The 23,768-nt window shown below is 69.2% G+C and carries 20 protein-coding genes; 10 read left to right on the plus strand and 10 right to left on the minus strand.

The window, feature by feature from the left end:
* Positions 1-40 precede the first annotated feature (40 nt).
* Genes AORI_RS51235 through AORI_RS84710 form a run of 4 tightly spaced genes read right to left on the minus strand, consistent with a single transcriptional unit; the run spans position 41 to position 6,075 of the window.
* Positions 41-745, minus strand: a complete 705-nt coding sequence (locus AORI_RS51235) for a hypothetical protein (protein ID WP_016332430.1) — start codon at positions 743-745, stop codon at positions 41-43.
* Positions 742-2,544, minus strand: coding sequence for a carbamoyltransferase family protein (locus AORI_RS51240; RefSeq protein WP_016332431.1), 1,803 nt, complete (start codon positions 2,542-2,544; stop codon positions 742-744). Before AORI_RS51240 ends, AORI_RS51235 begins: the two co-directional genes overlap by 4 nt.
* Before the next feature lie 22 nt (positions 2,545-2,566).
* A complete protein-coding gene (locus AORI_RS51245) occupies positions 2,567-3,844 on the minus strand; it encodes a hypothetical protein (RefSeq protein WP_016332432.1) in 1,278 nt (425 codons plus the stop codon).
* Positions 3,841-6,075 carry a glycosyltransferase gene (locus AORI_RS84710; protein ID WP_016332433.1) on the minus strand — a complete coding sequence of 745 codons (2,235 nt, stop codon included), beginning with the start codon at positions 6,073-6,075 and terminating at the stop codon, positions 3,841-3,843. The genes AORI_RS51245 and AORI_RS84710 overlap by 4 nt, the downstream gene beginning before the upstream one ends.
* Before the next feature lie 322 nt (positions 6,076-6,397).
* On the opposite strand from AORI_RS84710, the gene AORI_RS51255 reads away from it, so the two are divergent.
* The 4 genes from AORI_RS51255 to AORI_RS51270 are packed head-to-tail and all read left to right on the plus strand — an operon-like array spanning position 6,398 to position 10,279.
* Positions 6,398-7,123: a hypothetical protein gene (locus tag AORI_RS51255; protein WP_016332434.1), complete on the plus strand. Its 726-nt coding sequence runs from the start codon at positions 6,398-6,400 to the stop codon at positions 7,121-7,123.
* Positions 7,123-8,226, plus strand: a complete 1,104-nt coding sequence (locus tag AORI_RS51260; RefSeq protein ID WP_043847980.1) for a hypothetical protein — start codon at positions 7,123-7,125, stop codon at positions 8,224-8,226. The genes AORI_RS51255 and AORI_RS51260 overlap by 1 nt, the downstream gene beginning before the upstream one ends.
* Positions 8,223-9,266, plus strand: coding sequence for a hypothetical protein (locus AORI_RS51265; protein ID WP_016332436.1), 1,044 nt, complete (start codon positions 8,223-8,225; stop codon positions 9,264-9,266). The genes AORI_RS51260 and AORI_RS51265 overlap by 4 nt, the downstream gene beginning before the upstream one ends.
* The gene (locus AORI_RS51270; protein WP_016332437.1) at positions 9,260-10,279 is read left to right on the plus strand and encodes a hypothetical protein; all 1,020 of its coding nucleotides are present in this window, start codon (positions 9,260-9,262) and stop codon (positions 10,277-10,279) included. The genes AORI_RS51265 and AORI_RS51270 overlap by 7 nt, the downstream gene beginning before the upstream one ends.
* Here the strand turns inward: AORI_RS51270 and AORI_RS51275 are convergent.
* Positions 10,276-10,956, minus strand: coding sequence for a TetR/AcrR family transcriptional regulator (locus tag AORI_RS51275; RefSeq protein WP_016332438.1), 681 nt, complete (start codon positions 10,954-10,956; stop codon positions 10,276-10,278). The genes AORI_RS51270 and AORI_RS51275 overlap by 4 nt on opposite strands.
* A gap of 76 nt (positions 10,957-11,032) precedes the next feature.
* On the opposite strand from AORI_RS51275, the gene AORI_RS51280 reads away from it, so the two are divergent.
* The 3 genes from AORI_RS51280 to AORI_RS51290 are packed head-to-tail and all read left to right on the plus strand — an operon-like array spanning position 11,033 to position 13,550.
* The gene (locus AORI_RS51280; protein ID WP_016332439.1) at positions 11,033-11,473 is read left to right on the plus strand and encodes an SgcJ/EcaC family oxidoreductase; all 441 of its coding nucleotides are present in this window, start codon (positions 11,033-11,035) and stop codon (positions 11,471-11,473) included.
* A gap of 30 nt (positions 11,474-11,503) precedes the next feature.
* The gene (locus AORI_RS51285; protein ID WP_016332440.1) at positions 11,504-12,304 is read left to right on the plus strand and encodes a siderophore-interacting protein; all 801 of its coding nucleotides are present in this window, start codon (positions 11,504-11,506) and stop codon (positions 12,302-12,304) included.
* A 10-nt stretch (positions 12,305-12,314) separates the two neighbouring features.
* The gene (locus AORI_RS51290) at positions 12,315-13,550 is read left to right on the plus strand and encodes a serine hydrolase domain-containing protein (RefSeq protein ID WP_016332441.1); all 1,236 of its coding nucleotides are present in this window, start codon (positions 12,315-12,317) and stop codon (positions 13,548-13,550) included.
* A 277-nt stretch (positions 13,551-13,827) separates the two neighbouring features.
* Here the strand turns inward: AORI_RS51290 and AORI_RS51295 are convergent, their stop codons facing one another.
* Complete coding sequence (locus AORI_RS51295; protein ID WP_016332442.1) at positions 13,828-15,291, minus strand: alpha/beta hydrolase; 1,464 nt, start codon at positions 15,289-15,291, stop codon at positions 13,828-13,830.
* Positions 15,292-15,465: 174 nt separating this feature from the next.
* Between AORI_RS51295 and AORI_RS51300 the strand changes: the two genes are divergently transcribed.
* A complete protein-coding gene (locus AORI_RS51300) occupies positions 15,466-16,956 on the plus strand; it encodes an FAD-dependent monooxygenase (protein WP_016332443.1) in 1,491 nt (496 codons plus the stop codon).
* A 60-nt stretch (positions 16,957-17,016) separates the two neighbouring features.
* Here the strand turns inward: AORI_RS51300 and AORI_RS51305 are convergent, their stop codons facing one another.
* From AORI_RS51305 to AORI_RS51320, 4 genes are read right to left on the minus strand one after another with little or no spacing between them, the layout of a single operon-like run.
* On the minus strand, positions 17,017-18,006 hold the full coding sequence (locus AORI_RS51305; protein ID WP_016332444.1) for a TIGR03842 family LLM class F420-dependent oxidoreductase: 990 nt from the start codon (positions 18,004-18,006) through the stop codon (positions 17,017-17,019).
* A gap of 12 nt (positions 18,007-18,018) precedes the next feature.
* Positions 18,019-19,404, minus strand: coding sequence for a dihydropyrimidinase (gene hydA, locus AORI_RS51310; RefSeq protein WP_016332445.1), 1,386 nt, complete (start codon positions 19,402-19,404; stop codon positions 18,019-18,021).
* A complete protein-coding gene (locus AORI_RS51315) occupies positions 19,404-20,246 on the minus strand; it encodes a nitrilase-related carbon-nitrogen hydrolase (RefSeq protein ID WP_016332446.1) in 843 nt (280 codons plus the stop codon). Before AORI_RS51315 ends, hydA begins: the two co-directional genes overlap by 1 nt.
* On the minus strand, positions 20,197-21,768 hold the full coding sequence (locus tag AORI_RS51320; RefSeq protein ID WP_016332447.1) for an NCS1 family nucleobase:cation symporter-1: 1,572 nt from the start codon (positions 21,766-21,768) through the stop codon (positions 20,197-20,199). Before AORI_RS51320 ends, AORI_RS51315 begins: the two co-directional genes overlap by 50 nt.
* Positions 21,769-22,009: 241 nt before the next feature.
* On the opposite strand from AORI_RS51320, the gene AORI_RS51325 reads away from it, so the two are divergent.
* Together AORI_RS51325 and AORI_RS51330 are read left to right on the plus strand one after the other, a co-directional pair.
* Positions 22,010-22,693: a response regulator transcription factor gene (locus AORI_RS51325; protein ID WP_016332448.1), complete on the plus strand. Its 684-nt coding sequence runs from the start codon at positions 22,010-22,012 to the stop codon at positions 22,691-22,693.
* A complete protein-coding gene (locus AORI_RS51330) occupies positions 22,690-23,715 on the plus strand; it encodes a HAMP domain-containing sensor histidine kinase (RefSeq protein ID WP_016332449.1) in 1,026 nt (341 codons plus the stop codon). Before AORI_RS51325 ends, AORI_RS51330 begins: the two co-directional genes overlap by 4 nt.
* Positions 23,716-23,768: the final 53 nt, after the last annotated feature.

Below are 23,768 nucleotides of genomic sequence, written 5' to 3' on the forward strand. Positions count from 1 at the left end.
GCGACGAAGGGAGCCTTCAGCCCACGCACGGCAGGTATTTTCACGCTCGCTTTGACCTGACGAACAAGCTGCGGTCGACCCACCGGCCCACCGGAAGCGCCACCACGACCGCCGCCAGCGCCAGGTGCACCAGCATGAACAGCACCGCGACCGGCACGCTCGGCGGCCCGCCGAGGAACACGATCATATGCGAAGCCCATTTGAGCTCGGTCGGTTTCGTCCCGGCGGCCCAGACGTCGTTGAGCGCCCAGAACGTCAGGTCGTTCGCACCCGAGATCACCACGAGGATCGCCGCGACCCCGGTCTTGAGCACGTTCGCCGTCCGGCCGCCGCCCAGCCGGTACGCCATCAGCCCGAACAGGACGATGAACGTCACGATGAACAGCTCGAACTGGTACACCGGCTGGAAGGCGTCGTCGTCGGTGGCGGCGTTCCTGGCGAACGCCTGGATCCGCATGATCAGCTCGGTGTCCAAATAGGACATGTAGACGAACACGGCGAGCACGATCAGCGCCGGACCCCATTTGGTGCGGGGGAACAGCGCCACCGTGGCGACAGCGAAGACGAACGGGCACAGCTTGAACGCCCAGTCCGCGACGTTGTCCAGCGTCTGGTCCGGCGGCAGGATCACCATGATCAGCAGCGTGGTCACCACGGCCGGGACGGCGGCCACCAGCCACAGCCATTTGCGCCGCCGGTAGAGCGCGGGGATCCAGCCGTCCGTTTCGGGCAGGGTGGCGGTCACAGGTCGTCCTTCTCTGCCCAGAACGGCCCGAGGGCGAGGGCGTCGACGTCGGTCTTCAGATAGCAGGCGACCGCGTCGGCCGGGCTGGCGACGATCGGTTCGTTGTTGTCGTTGAACGAGGTGTTGACCACCATCGGCACGCCGGTGAGCTTCTCGAACTCGCTGATCATCCGGTAGTACAGCGGGTTGTCCGTCTCGGTCACCGTCTGCACGCGGGCGGTCCCGTCGACGTGGGTGATGGCCGGGACCACGTCGCGTTTGTCCGGCAGGACGTCGAACACCAGCAGCATGACCGGCGACGGGTAGTCGCTGACGAACCAGTCGCCCGCGCGTTCCGCCAGGCACGACGGCGCGAACGGCCGGAACGCCTCACGGTGCTTGACCTTCTCGTTCATCCGCGTCTTCGAGTCGGGGTCGCGCGGGTCGGCCACCAGCGAGCGGTTGCCGAGCGCGCGCGGCCCGCACTCCATCCGGCCCTGCACCCAGCCGATGATCTTGCCCTCGGAGATCTTCTTCGCCGTGTGCGCGGCGATGTCGTCGACCTTGGTGTAGCGGACCCCGGCGTCCTGCAGCGCGAGCTCCATCTCCGCCTCGGTGTAGTCCGGGCCGGTGTAGGTGTAGCCGTCGCGAGGACGCGGCTTGCCGTACTTGCCGACCGACACCTCCAGCGCCGAACCGAGCGCGCAGCCGTCGTCGGCGGCCGCGGGCTGGGCGAAGAAGTCCTCGAACGGGGTCTCCAGCAGGATCCGGCCGTTCATCACGCTGTTCAGCGCGACCCCGCCCGCGACGGACAGCCGCCGCGATCCGGTCTCGCGCTGCAGCCAGCGCGCGATGTGCAGCCCGGCCTCCTCCAGGGTGACCTGCAGGGCGTAGGCGATGTCGCAGTAGTGCTGCGGCACCGGGTTCTCCGCGGTGACCCGGGTCTTGGGCCGTGCCGGGCCGAACAGATCGGTGAACTTCTTCGACATCACGTGCTTGCCGGTGCGGTGATGGCCGAAAAAGCTCAGTTCGAGCTCGTACCCGCCGTCGTCGTCCAGGTGGATCAGCTGCTTGAACGCGTCGACGTAGGTGTCGTTGCCGAGCGGCGCCAGCCCCATGATCTTGCCCTCGTCACGGGTGGGGTAGAAGCCCAGATAACCGGTGACGCCCGCGTACATCGCGCCGAGCGAGTGCGGGAACTTGATCCGCCGGATGTCGATGATCCGGTTTCCCTTGCCGTGGCCCAGATAGGTCGCGGTGCCGTCGCTGCCGATGCCGTCGAAGGTGAGCACCGCCGACTCTTCCCACGGCGAGATGAAGTAGCCGCTGGCGGCGTGCGCCTTGTGGTGGTCGACCAGATGCGTCTTGAACTTCGTCGGGCCGGTCCAGCCCACGGCCTCCTTCACGTCGCGTTCGAGGGTGAAGGACCGCTTGATGTGCGCGAGCACCGCGCCGCCGACGTGGTAGTCGTCGACCCCTTTGCCGCCACCGGTCTTGAACGTCTCCACCATGCCCGCCGACGAGCCGCCCTCGTCGCCGTTCTGGTTGCGGAACACCTCCAACGTTCCCGGGAAGTACTTCGCGAACACCTTCGCCGCGTGGATGCCTTCGCGCCAGCGCTGCCAGTAGTAGGCGACGTGGTCGACGTCGGCGAGGGTGATCCCGCCGCGTTCCAGGCAGAACTTGATCGCCTCGGCGGGGAAGTCCCCGTCGTGCTTCTTGCGGGTGAAGCGTTCTTCTTCGGCGAACGCGATGATCTCGCCGTCGCGCACCAGCGCGGCCGCCGAGTCGTGGACCCTGCTGATTCCCAGTACGTACATGTTCCTTCTCCAGTGCGGACGTTCAGAGTTCGGGGTGGTGGCGGCGCAGCAGCCGCCGGAGGACGGTGGCCCGGACGCCGATGCCGACGACGAGGGCGGCGAATCCGCCGACCTGCCCCATCGCCGGGACGAGCGCGGCGGCGGCCGCCGGAGTCGCGATCAGCCCGGCGATCGAGGCCGACGCCGTGAGCGTGAGGACCTTGCTGTTGGTGTTCTCGATCAGGAAACCCGCGTAGAGCTGGACGGCGAACAACACCGTTTCAGCCAGGACGAAGACGCCGAGGACGACGTACGCGCCGGCGGTGTCTTCGGCGGTCAGCACCGCGCGGGCCGCCGGGATCGCGAGGGCGGCCCCCACCAAGACGAGGAACGCGAGCGCACCCCGTTCGACCAGTTTCAGCAGGTCGACCGCGCGAGCCCGGCCCGCCGCCGCCCCGCCACCGCGCAGCCGCGCCGAAATCGCCGGCTGGTGCACCCGGAGCTGATAGAACAGCAGCGAGCAGAACGCACTACTGGCCAGCAAGGCGACGTAGAACGGTCCACTGTCGACGGTCCGCCCGGTCAGTGCCAGCACACCGAACACCGTCGACGTCGCGAGGACGTCCAGCACCTCGGTCATCCCGAGCAGCACGGTGGTCCGGCCGAAGGCGGGTAGGAGCCGGTGCCCGTCGATCCTTTCCACCCGCAGCCACTTCCTCGGCAGCAGCGCCGCGGAGAAGCCGAGGATGAGCAGGATCCCGCCGAGCAGCAGGCCGAGATGCGTCAACGGCGACCAGCGGATGAACCAGGTGCCCACCGTCACCGCGCCGACCACCAGCGCGCCCGCGGTGAACGCCAAAGCATCCAAAGTGGACTTACCGGTGAAGCGGTGCAGGCCAGAGACGGTCATCAGCAGACCGCCGGAGATCGACCAGCCCGCGGCCGTCAGGTACAGCGCGGCGTCCGAGTCCGGCGCCACGAGCAGCGCGACGGCCATCGCCGCCACTACCACCAGCACCGGGACGACGGCGACGCGGACGGCCAGCGCCGCGACCGCGTCCCGCGTCATCCTCAAGCGCGGCAAGCACTTCAACGCCGACTTCTCCGCCGCCGACGGCACGAAGTTGAGCCACGTCATCAGCCCGAGCGCGGTGGCGAACCGGCCGTAGTCGTGCGCGCCCCAGGCGGTGACCAGCACCAGGCCCATCGCCTGGATCGCCAGCCGGAACACGCCGCGACCGGCGAGCAGCCGGAGCATCATCGACGGCTTCGGCGCCGCGATCGAGGCGGTGCCGGCGCCGGTGAGCGAAGTGCCGGTCAAGGGAGCGGTACCGCCGCACCCTGCTCGTCGAGCAGGAACTTCAGCGTGCCGCGCAATTCGTCCTCCGCCGCGAGCACGTCGGGCACCGTCGGCGCCGAAAGCACGGCGTAGCCCATCTTGTAGCCGGCCTGCTCATACGGTTTGACGTAGGAGTCCTCTTCCGCGAACAGTTCCAGGTTGTGCACCGCGGGCATGGCGCGGACCTCGTCGACGCCTTCGATGCGCACGATCCGGCCGCCGCGGTCGGAGGCGAGGATGTGGATGAGCGTCGGCCGCGGGTCGCGCGGGGACAGCACGACCTCGTCGCCGGTCGCGGCGGCGATCCCGGCGGCGATCAGATCGACGCCGGTGCTGTGCTCGATCGCTTCGGCGAGGCCGTTCCCGCCCATTCGGGCGCCCATCTCGATCAGGTAGAACTTCCCGTCCCGGCCGAGGACGGCGTCGAGGGTGAGCGGCCCGGTGCGGTAGCCGAGTTCGGCGCACAACGCGGTCAGCATCACCGGCAGCGCGCGGTCGACCACCGGCGGCAACCCGGCGGGCAGCAGATGCGACGCCGTCACGAAGAACGGCGGCGGCGTCAGCGTGCGCCGGGTGACCGCGTGGAACACGATCCGGCCGTCGACCGCGAGTGCTTCGATCGTGTAGTGCGAGCCGTCGAGGTGCTCCTCGACGACCAGCTTGCCGGACGGCGAGAACGCGAGGGAGTCGGAGAACGCGGTGGTGAGACCGCCGGGGCTCGCGCACGAGATGACACCTCGGCTCCCGGAGGAGTCGACCGGTTTCACCAGCGTCGGGAACCGCAGCTGCTGCGCGGCGAGCGCGAGGTCCGGGCCGGGCTTCCCGCCGACGCTGCGATAGGTCGGCAGACGCAGCCTGTCGCAGAGTTCACGGAAGACCGACTTGTCGACGGACGCGGCGACGGCGGCCTCGGGCAACGGGTCGGGCAGGTTCCAGTGCCGGGTGAGCCAGGCGAGCGCGGGCAGCCCGACGTCGCTGGCCGGGCAGAGCACCCCGGCGATGTCGTCCCGCCCGTCGAGCGCCGCCGCGATCTGTTCCGGCGCGCGGACGCTGACCTGGACGAACTCGTCGGCCAGCGCCACCGCGGGCGCGCTCGCGCGGACATCCACGCAGATGGTGCGGAAACCGAGCTCCCGTGCCCGGTGGTACGTGCTGACCGAACCGTCGGCGCCGCCCAGGATCACCAGGCTCCGTACCACCGCCGTGTCTTCGGTGTTCTTCACTCCCGCTTGCCTTTCCCCAGGATGGATCTCGGCCATGGCCGAGGCGTAGAGCCGGTCGTCCTCGTCGACCGGGAAGTTGGCTTCCCTGATGTAGAACTGCCGTGGCCGCGCCTGCCCCGCGCCGACCACGACCAGGTAGCGGACGGACAACGCGAGCACGGTCAGCAGCACGGAGAACATGACGAACGTCAGCGTCGACGCGGCGGTCAGCCCGAGAAGCCCGGTGGCGGCCGCGATCCCGGCGAGCACCGAGATCACCGCGGTCAGCACCGCCGTGGTCGAAGCCATCGTCGTCAGCCGCCGGGTGAAGCCGACGAACAACTCGATGGCGTGCGAGGAAAGGAAACCGAAGCCCACTTTGGACTCGCCGCGTTCGCGGGCCCGATGTGCCACGTGGACGGTGGTGTAGCGGCTGGTCAGCCTCGGCACGGTGGCGAGGAAGTACGGGGTGCCCAGCCGGAGATCGACGATCTTGCGCGCGAGCTCCGTGCGCACCAGGCGGAACGCCGTCGCGCCGGGCGGGATCTCGATGCGCAGGACGCGCCGGCCGAGGAAATGGAAGGCGGCGGTACCCCAGCGTCTTAGTAAGGGGTCTTGCCTATTGGTGCGAACACCGAAAACGGCGTCGTTGCCCGCCTCGGCCGCGATGATCAATTTCTCCACCTCGGACGCCGGGAACTGTTGATCGGCGTCCATGTGCAGTAACCAGGGTTTTCCCGCGTACCGATAACCGGCGGAAAAAGCCGCTTCGAACCCGTAGTTCCGGGTGAAGGACAGGTATCGGACCCGGGGGTCGGTGTGCGCCAGCGCGCGGATGACGTCCAGCGTCCCGTCGGTGCTGCCATCGTCCACATAGAGCAGTTCGAGTGGGAGATTCCCCAACTCGGCGACGATCTCCTGGTACGACGGCTCGACGTTGTCGACTTCGTTGAAGCACGGGACGACTACGGTGAGTCCACTTTCCGCAGGGCCGGGGGTCGACCAGCTCATCTGTCGAATCCCTGCGGTGAGTACGCTAATGTGTTCGTAGCGTCACGCGTTGTGTTTTCACGGTTCATGAGTCCCCTTGGCCCCAGGTGTCCGGCAGGTCGTGCCGGCTCGAAAGTTCCCGTGTTATAGGCAGACTCGCTTTGTTCCCGCTAGCGGAATCCGCAAGTTCGTCCTTTCAGCTCAGTCGAAAAGGTGGGAAGTCGGCCGAAAACCGGATGAACCCGGCGCGGGGTATTCCCAAACCGGCGTCGATGACGCAGGCTTGCGCGCCATGTGGACTGTGGGGGTGAGTGCTGCCTGGCGGGCTGCCTATCGGCGGTCCGTGCGGTCGGCCTTCGCGACGGTGCCGTTCTACCGGGAACGCTGGGCTCTCGACGGCAGAACGGATCCCGTGCTGGTGCCGGGGCGCACCGGGACGGATTCCGGCGCGGCGCCACTGGCCGAGGCGGTGCACAAGATCGTCGACCTGGTCCCGCTCGCCGGTGGCGCGCAACGGATCGAGCCGAGCCGGGGCCTGGGTCCCGTGCTGCGTAAGGCACGTTCGGTGAGCGGGGACGCACTGGTCGTCGTGCTCGGCGGGGACGGGGTGCGGCCACCGTCGGACCTGCCGCGCGGGGTCCGGTGCTGTGTGGTGGATCCCGACGTCCCGGGGCCCAGTGTGCTGGCCGAACTGTCCTCCGCGCTGCGCCGCGGCCGTCGCGTGCTCGCGGTCGGCGACGACAAGCAGCTGGCCGTCTTCGCCGCGGCCTTGCCCGAAGACCGTGCGTACCGGGTCGAATCCGTACCGCGACGGGAACTGGACACAATGGACTCCGGCCCGTACGGGGTGCTCCACGATCCGGCGCTGGGTTACCTGGGCGCGATCGAGGAATGCGGCCGCTGGCACCTCGACTGGCCCCGTGTCTACGCGCGCCCGACGACGGGCGGACTCGCGTTCACCCTGCTGCGCCAGGATTCCCCGCGGTTCGTGGACGTGCTCCCGGCCGGTGGCGTCCGCGGTGAGATCGCGCCGTGCCCGCGACACGGGACGCCGGTCGTGCTCACGTGATGGGGACGACGAAGGTGGCGGCGAGAAGCACCGTGTTCGAGGTCGACGTGCTCGATCCGAGGACCGCGGCCGAACCCGAAGGCTGGAGTGGCTTCCGGCGGCGGGCGAAGTTGTGGCCGGTCTGGGAGTACGACGTCCTGCGCCGGGAAGCCTGGATGGCGAAGAATCCCGCGGTGCTCGCGGTGCTCCGCCGGAACGGGACGATCGTCGGTGCGTTCACCGTGATGGTGTGCCGAAGCTGGCGGGCGGGGGACTTCGCGCCGTTGTCCGTCTTCGGCGGACGGTTCCGTCCTCGCTGGGCCGAGGCCTACCTCTGGCAGCTCAGCGGCTATCCCGCCGGTGTGCTCGACGAGCGGCTCGACGAGGCCGAGCGGCGGCAAGTGGTCCGCCGGTTCGAACAGGCACTGTGCGCCCACCTCGGCCCGGGACTGCTGGGCCTCATCTACCGCGCGATGAACCCGGAGCTCCTCCCGGCGCTGGAAGGCCGAGGCCGGATGTCCCGGGAGATCGACCCGGCCGCCGTGCTGTCCAACGAGTATTCCACTGTGGACGATTGGGAACGGGCACTCGGCGACGAGACCCGGAAGACACTGCACGAACTGCGGGCAGACGGGGACCTGCGCACCGAGGCGGCCACCGCCCGCCGGGATCTGGACTGCCACGAGCTCGCCGTGCTGCTCAACGCCCACCGGAGCAGGCAGGACGACCGGGCCTGGGCGGGCGGGCAGCGGTCGCGGTTCGGTGGGCTGCACATGGACACCCGGAGCCCGATCGCACCGTCCTATCTGGACGCGTTGATCCGCCGCCCGGACGTCCTCACCCGAACCTACCGGGACGGATCCGGGCGGCTGCTGGGCTTCGGCACGGTGTTCGACGCCGACGACGGATGCGCGCTGCATCAATGGGCCGCGCTGCCGAGCGCGGCAGGCGGACGGAAAGGCCTCTATGTCGACTTCTACGCCAGGGGAGTGGAGCACATGATCACGCATCGGCGCCCCGAACTGACCGCGGGCCGGGCGATGCTGGAGAACAAGACCCCGCTCGGCTTCGGCACCAGGTCCCTGGTGTCGGTCGCCGTACCGAGACCGGTGCTGGGCCGATGACCTGGGAAGTGCGGGTACTCGACCCGCGGACCGACCCGGAACCCGGGGGCTGGGCGGGACTCCTCGCCGCGCAGCAGGCCCCGGTCCCGTGGGACTACGGGTTGCTGCGGGTGGAGTCCCGGTTTTCGCGCAGCCCCAACGTGCTCACCGTGATCAGCGACGGCGGCGAGATCGTCGCCGCGGTGCTGGCGATGCTGTGCGCCCCGATCTCCCCGGACGGCCCCGGTGCCGTGCGCGGCATGGCCCGGCTGGGTCCGCGCTGGGTCGAGGTGCAGCACGCGTGGCTTTCCGGATACCCGCCGTGGTTGTTCGCCGACGGCCTCGACGCGGCCGACCGGCGCGAGATCATGCGCCGGTTCGAGCGGGCCGTCTGCCGCTTCACCGGACCCGGGTGCGTCGGCGTGCTCTACCGGACCGTCGAGCCGGAGTCGCTCGCCATGCTGACCGGACGGGGCAGACTCGTTCGCGACACGATGCCCACATCGGTGCTGGAGAACCGGTTCGTCGACGTCGACGGCTGGCTCGCGTCGCTGCGCCGGAGCAGGCGGCTGAGCCTGCGCGGCCAGTCGAAGAAGATCGCCGCCGACCCGGACGTGATCGTCCGCACCGAAGCCGCCCGCACCGACCTCGACGCGCTGGAACTGGCGACCCTGCTGCGGGAGCATCGCGAGCGGATGGGACCGGTGAAGTTCGACCGGCGCGGTCCGGTCACCGCCGAATACCTCGGCGAACTCGTGCGCAGGCCGGACGTGATCACTTCGACCTACCACGACGGCGAGGGCAGGCTGCTCGCGTTCACCAACGTGCTCGACCACCCCGTCGCGCCGCTGCACCAGCATTGGGCCGCGCTCGCCCCGGAGGAGGGACGGCCGAAGCACCTCTACTTCGAGGCCGTCGTCCGGAACGTGCGCTACATGATCGAGGGCAACCGGAAGTCCCTGTCGATGGGCCGTGGCCTGACCGACCTGAAGGCGACGCTCGGTTTCCAGCCAGTCCCGCTGCTCGGGGTCATCGTGCCGAGACCGGTGACGCGATGGTGACCGAGGTGCTGGACCCCCGCCGCGACCCGGAACCCGCGTACTGGAAAGCGTTGCGGGGCAAGGCGGGACTGCGCGCGGACTGGAGCTGGGAGGTGCTCACCACCCAGGCGTGGGCGGTGCGCACCGAACAGCCGGTCACGGTCCTGCTCGAAGACGGCGAACCGCGGGGCGTGGTCAGCTCCGCGTGGGTCACCGGACTCACCCGGCGGCACCGGTTCGCCCGCACGGCGGGACGGGGGCGGCTCGGCGGGCTCGACGTCCGCTCCCCGGGCGCGGGGGCGATGCCGGGCTGGTGGTTCGACGGCGAGGACGGCGACGGCGGCGTCGGCAGACTGCTGGACACCTTCGTCCCCGCCATGCGCGCGGAACTCGGGCTCGGCCTGCGCGCTCTGCTGGTGCGCCAGGTCGGGGAGTCCGGAGTGGACAGTGTCCGCGGGCTGAAGATGGTGCGCCGGACGGAGGACGTGGCCGTCCTCGACGTCTCGCCGTTCTCGAGCCGGGACGACTGGATGCACTCGCTGGCCAGGAAGCGCAAACAGAACCTGCGCAAGATCTTCCGCACCTTCGAGGCCGATCCGTCGCTCGCGGTGCGCGTGCGGCCGGGGGCCGAGGCCGATCCGGTCGAGATCGCGGAACTGTTGCGGTACAACGAGACCAAACACCACGATGTGCCGATCGTGCCGCTGCCGGCGTTCGTCGGTTACGTCGGCGCGCTGCTGCGGCAGCCGGACGTACACGTCATCGAGTACCGCGAGACCGCCACCGGCCGCGCGATCGCCATCGCGACCCTGCTCGACCACCCGGCGCTGCCGGTCGCACGGCACTGGGCGGCGCTGCCGCCGGAACTCGGCGGGCGGCCCAATCTGTACTTCCACTTCTACGGCGAAGTGGTGCGCTGGGCGATCGGGGCCGGGCGGCCGCAGGTGGTGTTCGGCAAGAAGATGTCCGAGATGAAGGCCTCGCTCGGGGCGCATCTGGTGCCGCAGTACGCGGCCGCGGTCGCGCTGCTCTAAGCCTCCCGAGGCGCGGAGGCCAAGCCGCGCAGGAAGAGGTCGATGGCGAACTCGAACCGCTCCTGCGCGGTCTCCGCGGTGAAGTACTCGCCCGCGCCCAGCAGGTTCGGGAAGGCGCCGGGCGGGAACGACGTCATGTACTCGACCATCCGCCTGCCGCGCTGTTCCTGCTCGGCGAGGTCGATGTCGCCGTGTTGCCAGCCGGCGCCTTCGTAGGCGAAAGCCTTGGCGTAGAGCCATAAAGCGTCGGCGGCGAACAGCGCCCGCTTGAGGTCGAGGCCGCCGGCGCGCAGGACCGCGAGCATCGCTTCGGCCTGCTGCAGGGCGTTCGCGCCGACCGGGACGGGGATGGCCCACGCGATCTTGGCGATCCCGGGGACCGAAGTCAGCGCGCGCACGTTGTCGCGCAGCAGATCCTTCGCCTGCTCGACCCAGCGATCCGGATCGGGTTCGGGGAACGGGCCGAAGGCGAGCACGTGGTCGACCATCAGCTCGTGGAGCTCTTCCTTGTTCGCGACATGGGCGTAGAGCGACGCCGGGCCGGTCTCCAGCGCCTTGGCCACACACCGCATGCTCACCGCCTCCAGCCCTTCGCGGGCGAGGAGGTCCAGTGCCGTCTTCACCACAAGCTCCTGGGACAGCACGGGTTTCTCGGCGCGACGCCGGGGCCTGCTCACTTCGTTCGCCTCCTGATCCGGGGTTCGCCGGGAACTCTACTTGACGCGAACAGCGTTCGTCTAACCGGAGGAAGTCATGACCGATCGACAGAACGAAGTGCTGGCCGTGCTGGGCGAGCTCGCCGACGCCTGGAACGCGGGCGACGCGGCCGCGTACGCCTCGCACTTCACCGAAGACGCCGACTACGTGACCTTCTTCGGGATGAACATGCCGGGCCGCGCGACCATCGAAAGCGCGCACCGTGCCCTGTTCGAGGGGCCGCTCCGCGGGTCGAAACTGGTCTCGGGCGGCGGGGAACCCAAGGTCCGGTTCGTCCGGCCGGACGTCGCGATCGTCGTGTCCGGCGGCGGGTCTTCCCTCTCGGGCGGCGAACCCGGGCCGGGCCGGGAATCGACGCTGACGTACGTCCTCGTCGAGGAGTCCGGCGGCTGGCGGGTCGCGTCCTTCCAGAACACCAGGGTGAGTGATCCGGCCGCCGGTGTCCCGATGGGCGGGGAGAGGCGTACGCTCGGTTAGGTTCACCTAAGTCACAAAGAGGGAGTGTGGATGGCCGAGGCGCGGAGAGCGGTGTCGACGACCCGGTTGCGGGTACTGCGCACCGAGCGGATCACCCCGCACATGGTCCGGATCGTCGCCGGGGGCGAGGAGATCGGTTCGTTCCGGCCCAACGACTTCACCGACGCCTACGTCAAGGTGCACTTCCGGGTGCCCGGCGTCACCTACCCCGAGCCGTTCGACCTGGCGCGGATCCGCGAGGAGCTGCCGCGCGAGCAGTGGCCGCGGATGCGCTCCTACACCGTCCGCGCTTTCGACGCGAACCTCGGCGAACTGGTGCTCGACTTCGTCCACCACGGCGACGAGGGGGTCGCCGGACCGTGGGCCGCCGCCGCGAAACCCGGCGACGAGCTGCTGATCTCCGGGCCCGGCGGGGCGTACGCGCCGGGTGAGGAGGCGGACTGGCATCTGCTCGCCGGTGACGAGAGCGCCCTGCCGGCGATCGCCGCCTCGCTCGAGGCGATGCCGGCGGGTGTTCCCGTGCACGCGTTCATCCTCGTCGAGGATTCCGCCGAAGAGCAGTCGCTGACCACCAAGGGCGACGCGCGGATCACCTGGCTGCACCGGAGCCGGGGCGACGATCTCGCCACCGCCGTCCGCGCGCTCGAGTGGCGCGAAGGTGTCGTGCAGGCCTTCGTCCACGGCGAGGCCGGGTTCGTCCGGGACCTGCGGCGTCATCTGCTGGACGACCGGGGCATGCGGCGCGACCTGCTGTCGATTTCCGGATACTGGCGGATCGGGAAGACCGACGAGGCGTGGCGACTGGAGAAACAGGCCGAACGGAACGCGTAGCCTCGGTCGCATGATCGAGCTGAAGGTGGACGTCGACCCGGCCGAGGTGGGTTTCGACGCGGAGCGGCTGCGACGGATCGACCGGCACTTCGACGGGTACCTGGACCGGAACCGGCTCCCCGGGTACCTGGCCGTGGTGACCAGGAACGGGAAGGTCGCGCATCTCGCGGCGAACGGGCAGCGCGACATCGAAGCCGGGCTGCCGGTAGAGACCGACACGATCTGGCGCATCTACTCGATGACCAAGCCGGTCACGTCGGTCGCCGCGATGATGCTCGTCGAACAGGGGCTCGTCGACCTCAAGGATCCGATCTCCCGCTGGCTGCCGGAGTTCTCGGAGCCGCGGGTCTACGCGGCCGGTTCGTCGGTGAAGCAGGCGACCGTGCCCGCCGCCGAACCGATCCGGGTCTGGCATCTGCTCACCCACACCGCGGGGCTCACCTACGGGTTCCATCGCACGCATCCGGTCGACGCGCTCTACCGTGAGGCGGGCTTCGATTTCGGCACCGCGCCCGGGCTCGACCTGGCGGGTGTCTCCGAGGCGATCGCGCGGCTGCCGTTGCTGTTCCAGCCGGGTTCGGAATGGAACTATTCGGTCGCGACGGACATCCTCGGCAGGCTCGTCGAGGTCGTCTCCGGGCAACCCCTCGACATCTTCTTCGCCGAGCGGATCTTCACCCCGCTCGGCATGCACGACACGGGTTTCCAAGCCGACCCCGGCGCCCTCGACCGGCTGGCCGCGCTCTACGTGCCGCATCCGGTGACGAAGGCGCCGTTCCGTCACGACGAGATGGGCGCCGTCGGCCGTGTCACGCCCACGTGCTTTTCGGGCGGTGGTGGGCTGGTCTCCACGGCCGGTGACTTCCACCGGTTCGCCCAGATGCTGGTGCGCGGCGGCGAGCTCGACGGCGTCCGCCTGCTCGGTCCGCGCACGCTCCGGCTCATGGCGACCAACCACCTGCCCGGCGGCGTGGATCTGGAGACCTGCGGACGGACCGGGTTCTCCGAGGCGCCGTACGACGGTTTCGGCTTCGGGCTGGGCTTTTCCGTACTCGACGACCCGGTGAAGGCCAAGACGCTCGCCAGCGCCGGGGAGTTCGCCTGGGGCGGCGCGGCGAGCACCGCGTTCTGGGTCGATCCGGACGAGGACATCACGGTCCTGTTCTTCACCCAGTTGCTGCCGTCGTCGACCTACCCGATCCGTGTCGAATTGAGGAACTTGGTGTATCAGGCCTTGCTCGACTGAGGGGGCGCCGCGGATAGGTGCGGATCATGGTGTCCGCCTGGCTGACCACTTTCGCCCCAGGGGGTCGTGAGTGGCAATGAGGGTTAGAACGACCATTGCCACTCACGACCCCTCGGCGGAATCGCCTGTTTCGCCATTAATCGGACATGTAGTTATCGAAATGTGTCCACAGTGGACGCTTGAGCATGATTCGCCCCGTTGGCCAGGGCAACCGAGCGCTTGACCTGCGGCAACCTTCACCACTTGGGATCAAGACCCGCCCCAAACCAACCCTGGCCTACCTGACGTCGAAAGGCGCGTGATCCGGGGCGCAGACGGTGCCGCGTGCCGGAAGACGTCCGTGGGACAGGTACGCATCGACGGCCGCGTCGACACACGCGCTGCGGTTCAGCGCGCCGTGCCCCCAGGCGTCCAGCGTCAGGAGCCGGGCGTTGCCGAGGATGCGTTCGGTGCGCTTCGCCCCGGCGTACGGGGTTTCCGGGTCGCCCTTGCCGTTGGCCAGCAACAGGATCGGCGCGGTCGGCCGGTTCCACGGTCCTGTGTACCGCGCCTCGTCGGTAGCGGGCCAAAAGGCGCAGGGCAGGGAGAGATACGTGTCGTACGAACCGAAACCGCGGCCCTCACGGTCGGCCGCGCGGGCGGCACGGGGCCAGGCGGCCGGGTCACGCGGATTCGTGGTGTCCGCGCAGATCGTCCCGCCGCCACCCATCGCGGAATCGAACGGCGTCGCGATGGCCTTCGCCGCGACGGGTTTCGTCACCGACTGGAGGAACTGCGCCAGCGCGGGCGAGTGGGCCTCGTCGGTCAGCGCGTGGTGGGTGCGCCGGACGACCTCCTGATAGGTGACCGGTCCCGGCGTGGTTTCGAGCCGGTCGAGGAGCGCGTCGTACTTGGCCCGCAGATCCGTCCCCGGCTCACGGAACGCGCACCGGGTGTCGGCCGCGCACGTGTCGAGGAAGGCCTGTAGCGCACGGTCGGCGTCGCGGAAACCGCCGAGCCTGGTGCTGAACGGAACGTTCGCGTCCTCCGGGCGGTGTCCGGTGGACCAGGCGATCGGATCGTCGACGGCGTCCAGTGCCAAGGCGCCGACCCGATGCGGGAACAGGTTGGCGTACACCTCGCCGACGTAGGTGCCGTAGGAAAGCCCGTAGTAACGCAGGCGGGGCTCGCCGACGGCTTGGCGCATCCTGTCGAGGTCCCTGGCGACGTTCGCGGTCGACAGGTGGTTCAGCAGTGGCCCGGCGTTGCGGCCGCAGGAGGCGGTGACCTCGCGGGCGTCGGCGAAATGCCGGGCCTCCTGTTCGGGGGTGATCGGGAAGGTGCCCAGGATGCGTTTGAGCGGCTCCGTTTCGGCGTCGGACGTGAAGCAGCGGACCGGTGTGCTGGCCCCGATACCGCGCGGGTCGAAGCCGACGATGTCGAACTGCCGGTGCAGGGACGGGGTCTGGAATCTGCTGAAGCGGCCCTGGTTCCCGGGGCCGCCGGGGTTGGTGAAGAGGGTGCCGCGTTTGTGCTTCTGGTCCGTCGCGGGGAGACGGCCGAGCGCGATCGTGATCCGCGGTCCGCCAGGATCCTGATAGGACAAGGGGACCTCGATCTCGGCGCAGTCGTAGCCCGGTGGCGATCCGGCCGGGCAAGGGCCCCAGGTGAGGCCCTTCGGCGCGGCCGAAACCGCGGGCGTGATCGTGAGGGCGGCGAGTGCGGAAAGTGTGAGCGCGGCGGCGACGCGGATTCTGGTCACCGGGCCAGCGTCTCGCCTCGCGGACGCGCGATCCCTGGTGCGCGCACCCGGAAAAATGGTGGGGTAAGCCCCTCCACGTTCAACATATAGCGCACCGGGGGGCTTGCGGCAAGACCCCGGTGATACCGCAGAATCCTCGGCCGTAGCCAGAACAGGCCGAACAGGAGTGAAGATTTGACGGACGTCGACGTGATCATCGTGGGTGCCGGCCCGACCGGTCTGATGCTGGCCGCCGAACTGCGGCTGGCCGGTGCGCGCCCGCTGGTCCTGGAACGGCGGCCGGAACAGGGGAAGACTCCGAAGGCCCACGGCCTCAGCGGGCAGATCCTGGACCTGCTGCATCATCGCGGCCTGCTGGAGAAGGTGCGGGGGCTCGTCACCGATCCCGTGCCGCCGCACCGTTTCCCCTTCGGTGGGGTCCACGTCGACCTCACGCGGTTCGGCGAGCCGCCGCTGAAGGCGCTTTCGGTCCGGCAGCAGTCGCTGGAGCGGCTGCTGGAGGAGCACGCCACGGAGCTCGGCGCGGAAGTGCGTCGCGGGCACGAGGTCGCCGGGGTGCGCCAGGACGACGTGTCGGTGACCGCCGAGGTGCGCGGCCCGGACGGGACGTACGAGGTCACCGCCCCGTATCTGGTGGGGTGCGACGGTGGGCGCAGCCCCGTCCGGTCGATGGCGGGGATCGGATTCCCCGGCACCACCTATCCGGAGGTGAACCGGATCGGGCAGGTCAAGATCCCCGAGGGGCTGACCGTGCACGACAACGGCGACATCGAAACCCCGGAGCTGGGCCGGATCAAGGCGGGCTTCACCCGCACCGGCACCGGCGTGTTCGCGCTCGGTTCGCTGACGCCGGGGATCGTGTTCATCCAGACCACGGAGGACGATCCCGGCGAGATCGACGACGACGTGCCGATGACCCTGACCGAACTCGGGGACAGCATCCGCCGCGTGCTCGGCGGCGACGTCCCGCTGGGCGAACCGGTCCGGCTCTCGCGCTACCAGTTCTCCGCCCGCCAGGCAGAGCGCTATCGCGAAGGCCGGATCCTGCTGGCGGGCGACGCCGCGCACCTGCTGCCCTCCACCGGCACGGCGATCAACGTCGGCATGTCCGACTCGGTCAACCTCGCCTGGAAACTGGCCGCCGAGATCCAGGGCCGGGCGCCGGAAGGACTGCTGGACACCTATCACGCGGAACGGCACGCCGCCGGTGCGCGTGCGCTGTTGCAGTCCCGGGCGCAGGTGGGGCTGCGGCGCGGGCATGACGAAGCCGCCGAGGCGCTCCGCGCGGTCTTCCAGGAACTGCTGGACGACGAGTCGGCCGCGCGACGGCTGGCCTCCCACGTCGCCGGGACCGACACGCGCTACCCGATGCCGGGTACCCCGCACGCGCTCGCCGGCAGGTTCGTCCCGGACCTCGCGCTGGAGACCGACGACGGGGCGACCAGCGTCGCCGAGCTGCTGCGTGGGGCGCGGCCGGTGCTGCTCGACCTCGCGGGACGGCCCGACCTGCGTGATCTCGCGCAGGGCCGGGCCGACGTCCACACCGCGAAGGCCGAGGACAGGCCCGCCGACGTCCTCCTGATCCGCCCGGACGGCTACGTCGCCTGGGCCGGCGACGACGCCGACGGCCTGCGCGAATCCCTCGCCACCTGGTTCGGCGCCTGACCCCCACGCATTTCGTCCTCTGAATGCGTTCTCCCGCATTCAGAGGACGAAATGCGGGTGTCAGCGGTTGATGACCTCCGAGCCGTAGCGCTTGAGGGTTTCCTCGCGCTGGTCGTGCATGAGGTAGAGCGAGAACTGGTCGACTCCCAGCGAAGCCAGCTCCTCCAGCCGCTCGACGTGCGCCGAAGACGGCCCGAGCAGGCAGAACCGGTCCACGATCTCGTCCGGGACGAAATCGGTCGACGGATTCCCGGCCCGCCCGTGGTGCGCGTAGTCGTAACCCTGCCGCTCACGGATGTAGTCGGTCAGCTCGTGCGGCACCGGCCCGGAATCGCCGTACCGCGCCACGAGATCCGCGACATGGTTGCCGACCATCCCGCCGAACCAGCGCAGCTGCTCCCGCTGATGCGCCAGATCGTCGCCGACGTACGCCGGGGCCGCGAGGCAGATCGTGATCCCGGCCGGATCCCGCCCCGCCGCGCGAGCGGCCTCGCGGACGGAACCGATGGTCCACCGGGCGATCGCGGGATCGGCGCACTGCAGGATGAAGCCGTCGGCGTGCTCGCCGACCGTCTTCAGCGCCTTGGGCCCGTATCCCGCCATCCACATCTCGAGCCTGCCGTTGCGGATCCACGGGATCTGCACCGGCTTGTCCCGCAACAGGACTTCGCGTCCCTCGGCCAGTTCCTTGACCACGTGCATGCACTCCCGCACAGTGGCCAAAGTGGACGGTGGCATACCGACCACCCGGTGCGCCGAGTCGCCGCGGCCGATCCCGCACACCGTCCGGTTGCCGTACATGTCGTTGAGCGTGGCGAAGGTCGACGCCATCACCGACCAGTCCCGGGTGGCCGGGCTGGTCACCATCGGACCCACGATCATCGACGACGTCGCCGCGAGGATCTGCGAGTAGATGACGAACGGTTCCTGCCACAGCACGCACGAGTCGAACGTCCAGCCGTAGCGGAAACCCTGGTCCTCCGCCGCCTTCATCAGCCGCACGAGGTCACGTGCGGGCGGATCGGTCTGGAGAACAATCCCGAAATCCATCCGGCCACCGCCTCAGTTCAGGTACTGGTTCAGGTCGCGCGAGAGGAATTTCCCGTGCGTCGTACTGCCCGAGAAGCCGGACGGCGACACCACCACACGCCCGCGTGAGAGCACCGTGTCGACCTTGCCGGTGATCTCCATGCCCTCGTAGGCCGAGTAGTCCACGTTCATGTGATGCGTCTCGACCGAGAGGGTCTGCTTCGCCGCCGGGTCGTAGACGACGATGTCCGCGTCCGAACCCGCCGCGATCACGCCCTTGCGCGGGTACAGCCCGAACATGCGCGCCGGGGTGGTCGAGCAGGTCTCGACCCAGCGGCCGAGGGTGAGCTCGCCCGCCACGACCCCTTGGTGCAGCAGGTCCATCCGGTGCTCGACGCCGGGGATCCCGTTGGGGATCGCGCGGAAGTCGCCGCGGCCGAGTTCCTTCTGGTCCTTGAAACAGAACGGACAGTGATCCGTCGACACCACCGAGAGGTCGTTGGTGCGCAGGCCTCGCCACAGATCCGCCTGATGCGACTTCTCCCGCAGCGGGGGAGAAGCGACGTACTTCGAGCCCTCGAAATCGGGCTTCGCCAAGTCCTCAATGGACAGATAGAGATACTGAGGACACGTCTCCGCGAAGACGTTCTGCCCCTCGTTCCGTGCTTCCGCGACCGCCGCGAGCGCCTGCGACGCCGAGAGATGCACGATGTACAGCGGCGCCCCGGTCACCTTCGCGAGCTGGATCGCGCGCGAGGTCGCTTCGCCCTCCAGCTCCGGCGGCCGGGTGAGGCCGTGCTGCACGGGGTCGATCTTCCCGGCCGCGAACGCCTGCGCGGCCAGCTGGTCGATCGCGATGCCGTTCTCCGCGTGCATCATGATCGTCGCGCCGATCTCGCGCGCCTTCTGCATGGCCAGCAGGATCTCGCCGTCCGTGGAGTAGAAGACCCCCGGATAGGCCATGAACATCTTGAAGCTGCCGACCCCGCCGTCGACACAGGCCTGCATCTCCTTCAACGACGAGTCGTTGACGTCGGAGACGATCATGTGGAAGCCGTAGTCGATGGCGCAGTTGCCGTCGGCCTTCTCGTGCCATTTGTCCATGGTGGACAGCAGTGAGGTGCCCTTGGCCTGGACGGCGAAGTCGATGATCGTGGTCGTCCCGCCCCACGCCGCCGCCGTCGTCCCGGTGCCGAAGGTGTCGACGGAATGCGTTCCGCCGAACGGCATCTCCATATGGGTGTGCGCGTCGATCCCGCCGGGCATGACGTACTTCCCGGTGGCGTCGATCACCGAGTCGGCGGGCCCCAGCGTGCCGGGGGCCCCGACGGCCGAGATCGTCTCGCCGTCGACGAGGACGTCCGCCGCCGAAGCGCCCATCGTGGACAGCACCTGCCCGCCGCTGATGAGGGTGGTCATCACGCCTCCGCGAGAGGTCCGTAGCTGTCGGGACGCCGGTCCCGGTAGAAGGCCCACAGATCCCGCACTTCGGCGAGTTTGCCCATGTCGAGATCGCGGACGACGATCTCCTCCTCGGTGTCGGACGCGGCTTCGCCGACGAGCTGGCCGCGCGGGTCCGCGAAATACGACTGCCCGTAGAAGTCGTTGTCGCCCAAAGGTTCCACCCCGACACGGTTGATCGTGCCGACGTAGTACTCGTTCGCGACCGCGGCCGCCGGCTGCTCCAGCCGCCACAGGTACTCCGACAGGCCCCGGCTGGTCGCCGACGGGTTGAACACGATCTTCGCCCCGGCCAGGCCCAGCGCGCGCCAGCCCTCCGGGAAGTGCCGCTCGTAACAGATGTAGACGCCGATGCGGCCGACTGCGGTGTCGAACACCGGGTAACCCATGTTCCCGGGCCGGAAGTAGAACTTCTCCCAGAAGCCCTTCACCTGCGGGATGTGGTTCTTGCGGTGCTTGCCGAGGTAGGTGCCGTCCGCGTCGATCACCGCGGCGGTGTTGTAGTACACGCCGGGCTGCTCGACCTCGTACATCGGGACGATCAGCACGACACCGTGGCGTTCGGCGACCTCCTGCATGAGCTTCGTCGTCGGCCCGTCGGGGATGCCTTCGGTGTAGGAGTAGTAGTCGGTGTCCTGCACCTGGCAGAAATACGGGCCGTAGAACAACTCCTGCAGGCAGACGACCTGCGCGCCCTGCGAAGCGGCCTTGCCGATGGCTTCGACCGCGTTCGCGATCATGGACTCCTTGTCACCCGTCCACCGCTGCTGGATCAATCCGGCTCGGACCACGTCGCTCACTTGCATCCTCCTCGATATCGGTGGTGCGCTTGCGTTCGGGCAGGGACAGCAGCAGGTAGACGACGAAGGCGCCCGCCAGGCCGACGACCCAGTTGTAGTCGTAGAGGGGTTTCAGGAACGGGATCAGCCCGTCGGCGGGGAACGGCCCGCCGTACGCGCCGCCGACCGAGAGGACGGCGCCGACCAGCGTCGCGACGAGCGCACGCCAGTTCCAGCCGCCGTTGAACCAGTAGACGCCGCGTTCGGTGTACAGATCCCGCAAGCGCAGCTTGGTGCGGTAGACGACCCAGTAGCCGGCGACCATCACCCCGGCTACGGCGCCGAGCAGGCCGCCGTAGAAGCCGAGCCACGCGAAGATGTAGATGTTCGGGTCGGAGTAGAGCCGCCACGGCTGGATGACGATGCCGATGATGCCCGTGATCAGCCCGCCGACCGCGAAGGTGATCTTCTTCGGGAAGGCGTTGGAGAAGTCGTAGGACGGGCTGACCACGTTGGCCGCGAGATTCGCCGACACGGTCGCCAGCACCAGCGCGATCAGCGCGACCACCACCACGACCGGGGAATCGAACCGGTCGGCCAGTTTCGCCGGGTCCCAGATCTGCTCGCCGTAGAGGACGCTGCCGCCCGAGGTGGTCAGGATGGCCACGATCGCGATGAACGTCATCGTGGTCGGCAGGCCGAGGATCTGGCCGCGGACCTGCTTGCCCTGGCTGCCGCCGAACCGGGTGAAGTCCGGCATGTTCAGCGAAAGCGTCGACCAGAACGCGATCATCGCCATCAGCGCCGGGGCGAACACCTTCCAGAAGTCCGGCCCCCAGCCGAGTTTCCCGGGTTCGGACAGGATCGGGCCGAGACCGCCCGCCTTGACCAGCACGTAGCCGAGCAGGATCAGGAAGCCGACCGACACCAGCGGCGCCGTCCAGTTCTCGAACCGGCGGACCGCCTCCATGCCGCGCCAGATGATGAGCATCTGGAACAGCCAGAAGAGGCCGAACGAAAGCCACAGCGTCCAGTGCTGGCCGAGGACGACGGTGGAATCCTTCCATCCGGAACCCGCCAGCCGCCCGACGATGATGTAGATCGCCTCGCCGCCGACCCAGGTCTGGATGCCGAACCAGCCGCACGCGATGAACGCCCGCAGCAACGCCGCCAGGTTCGCGCCGCGCATCCCGAAGAAGGCGCGGGCGAACACCGGGAACGGGATGCCGTACTTCGTGCCGGCGTGGCTGTTGAGCAGCATCGGGATCAGCACGATCAGGTTGCCGATGGTGATGGTGAGCAGCGCCTGCACCCAGTCCATGCCGAGCGCGATCAGCGAGGCCGCGAGCGCGTAGGACGGGATGTTGTGCGCCATGCCCATCCACAGCGCGAAGTAGGTGTACGTGGTCCAGGTCCGCTTTTCGACCGGGACCGGGGCGAGTTCTTCGTTGTAGAAGCGGCTGTCCTTCAAGGACTCGACCTCGCCGAGTTCCACCCGGCCATCAGGATGCACGTGCTGCGTACCGCGTGCCGTCGGCTCCATTGCGGAATCGTGCTCGCCCGCGCCGCGCGGGTGGGACTGGCAGACTGTTCACTGTTGATGGCGTCGGAACGCAGACTGTCGATTGCGTTCGAAGGCCACTGGTGCATGACGTGCGTCACACACACGGACGTAGTAATCCGGCAAACCGGCCGAAACATCTCCACAGGATCTCCACAGCTCACCCGGATGGTCTCCACGGCCGATGCCTACAGTCATCCCCATGGAACTGGGAGGACGCCGGGTGCTGGTCGTCGAGGACGACGTGACCATCGCGGAGAGCATCGCCGCGCGTTTGCGGGCCGAAGGATTCTCGGTCGACCTGGCGCACGACGGCCCTTCCGGCGTCGAGGCCGACGCCGAGCGCGAGCCGGACCTGGTGGTGCTCGACGTGATGCTGCCGGGCTTCGACGGGCTGGAGGTCTGCCGCCGGATCCAGGCCCGGCGCCCGGTCCCGGTGCTGATGCTGACCGCCCGCTCGGACGAGACGGACATGCTGATCGGCCTCGGCGTCGGCGCCGACGACTACCTCACCAAGCCGTTCTCGATGCGGGTGCTCTCGGCGCGGGTGCACGCGCTGCTGCGCCGCGTCGAGCGGTCCGCCCGCGCCGACGGCGGGGAAACGGGCACGAAGATCGTGCTCGGCGACCTCGAAATCGACGTCGACCAGCGGCGGGTCACGCGGGCGGGCACCCAGGCCCAGCTGACGCCGATCGAGTTCGACCTCCTCGTCCACTTCGCGAAACGCCCGAGGGCGGTGCAACCCAGGGAACGGCTGCTCAGCGAGGTCTGGGACTGGGACGTCGCGGGCACCGGTTCGGGCACCCGCGCCGTCGACAGCCACATCAAGGCGCTGCGCCGCAAACTGGGCGCGGACCTCATCCGCACCGTGCACGGCGTCGGGTACGCCCTGGAGGTGGGATCGTGAAGCTCCGCCCGCTGCTCGGCCGCGTGGTCGACGCGCTCCCGAGACCGCTCGACCCGGTCCGCTCGATCAAGCTCAAGCTCGCGATCCTGCTGGTGTCGTCGGGCGGGATCGCGTTCGCCTTCTTCAACTGGCAGATCGGCTGGCTGCCGCCGCGGACCACGATCGCCGCCATGGTGCTGGCCGTGGTCACCTCGCAGATCCTGGCGCACGGGATGACCAGGCCGCTGCGGGAGATGACCGCCGCCGCCCGCGCGATGGCCAAGGGCGACTACACCCGGCGGGTCCGCGCGACCGCCCGCGACGAGGTCGGCGAGCTGTCGCACGCCTTCAACCAGATGGCCGCCGACCTGGACGCCTCGGACCAGCGCCGCCGCGAGCTGATCGCGAACGTCTCCCACGAGCTCCGCACCCCGATCACCGCGCTGAACGGGGTGCTGGAGAACCTGGTCGACGGGGTCGCCCAACCCGATCCGGCGACGCTGAAGACCGCGCTGCAGCAGACCGAACGCCTCGGCAGGCTGGTCTCGGAACTCCTGGATCTCTCGCGGATCGACGCCGGCGCGTTCCCCTTGCAGCTGGAGGAGTTCGATCTCGAACTGCTGCTGGAGGAGGTCGCCACCGAAGCGGGGGTCACCGGTCGCGGCGTGCGGTTCTCCGTCGACGTCCAGCCACCCGGCGCGACCGCCGTCGCCGATCGCGGCCGGCTCTACCAGGTCGTGGTCAACCTGCTCGACAACGCCGTCCGGCACGGACCCGCCGGGGGAGAGGTCCGGGTGCGGGCGGAGGCCCGTGAGGCCGACGTCGTCATCGAGGTCGAAGACGAAGGCCCCGGCATCCCGCCGGGGGAGCGGGACAGCGTGTTCGAGCGGTTCACCCGCGGTGAACGGGCGGGCGGCGGGGGCACCGGCCTCGGGCTCGCGATCGCGCGGTGGGTGGTGGACCTGCACGACGGCAGCATCGCCGTCGTCACCCCCGAAGGACGGCCGGGCTGTGTCATCCGCGTCGTGATCCCCGTTCCTTAAATCCCTGGCCGCTTTTCCGGGCGGCCGAACACGGCCAACGGTATGTGCTTTCG

This window comes from Amycolatopsis keratiniphila, assembly GCF_000400635.2.
GTDB lineage: Bacteria > Actinomycetota > Actinomycetes > Mycobacteriales > Pseudonocardiaceae > Amycolatopsis > Amycolatopsis keratiniphila.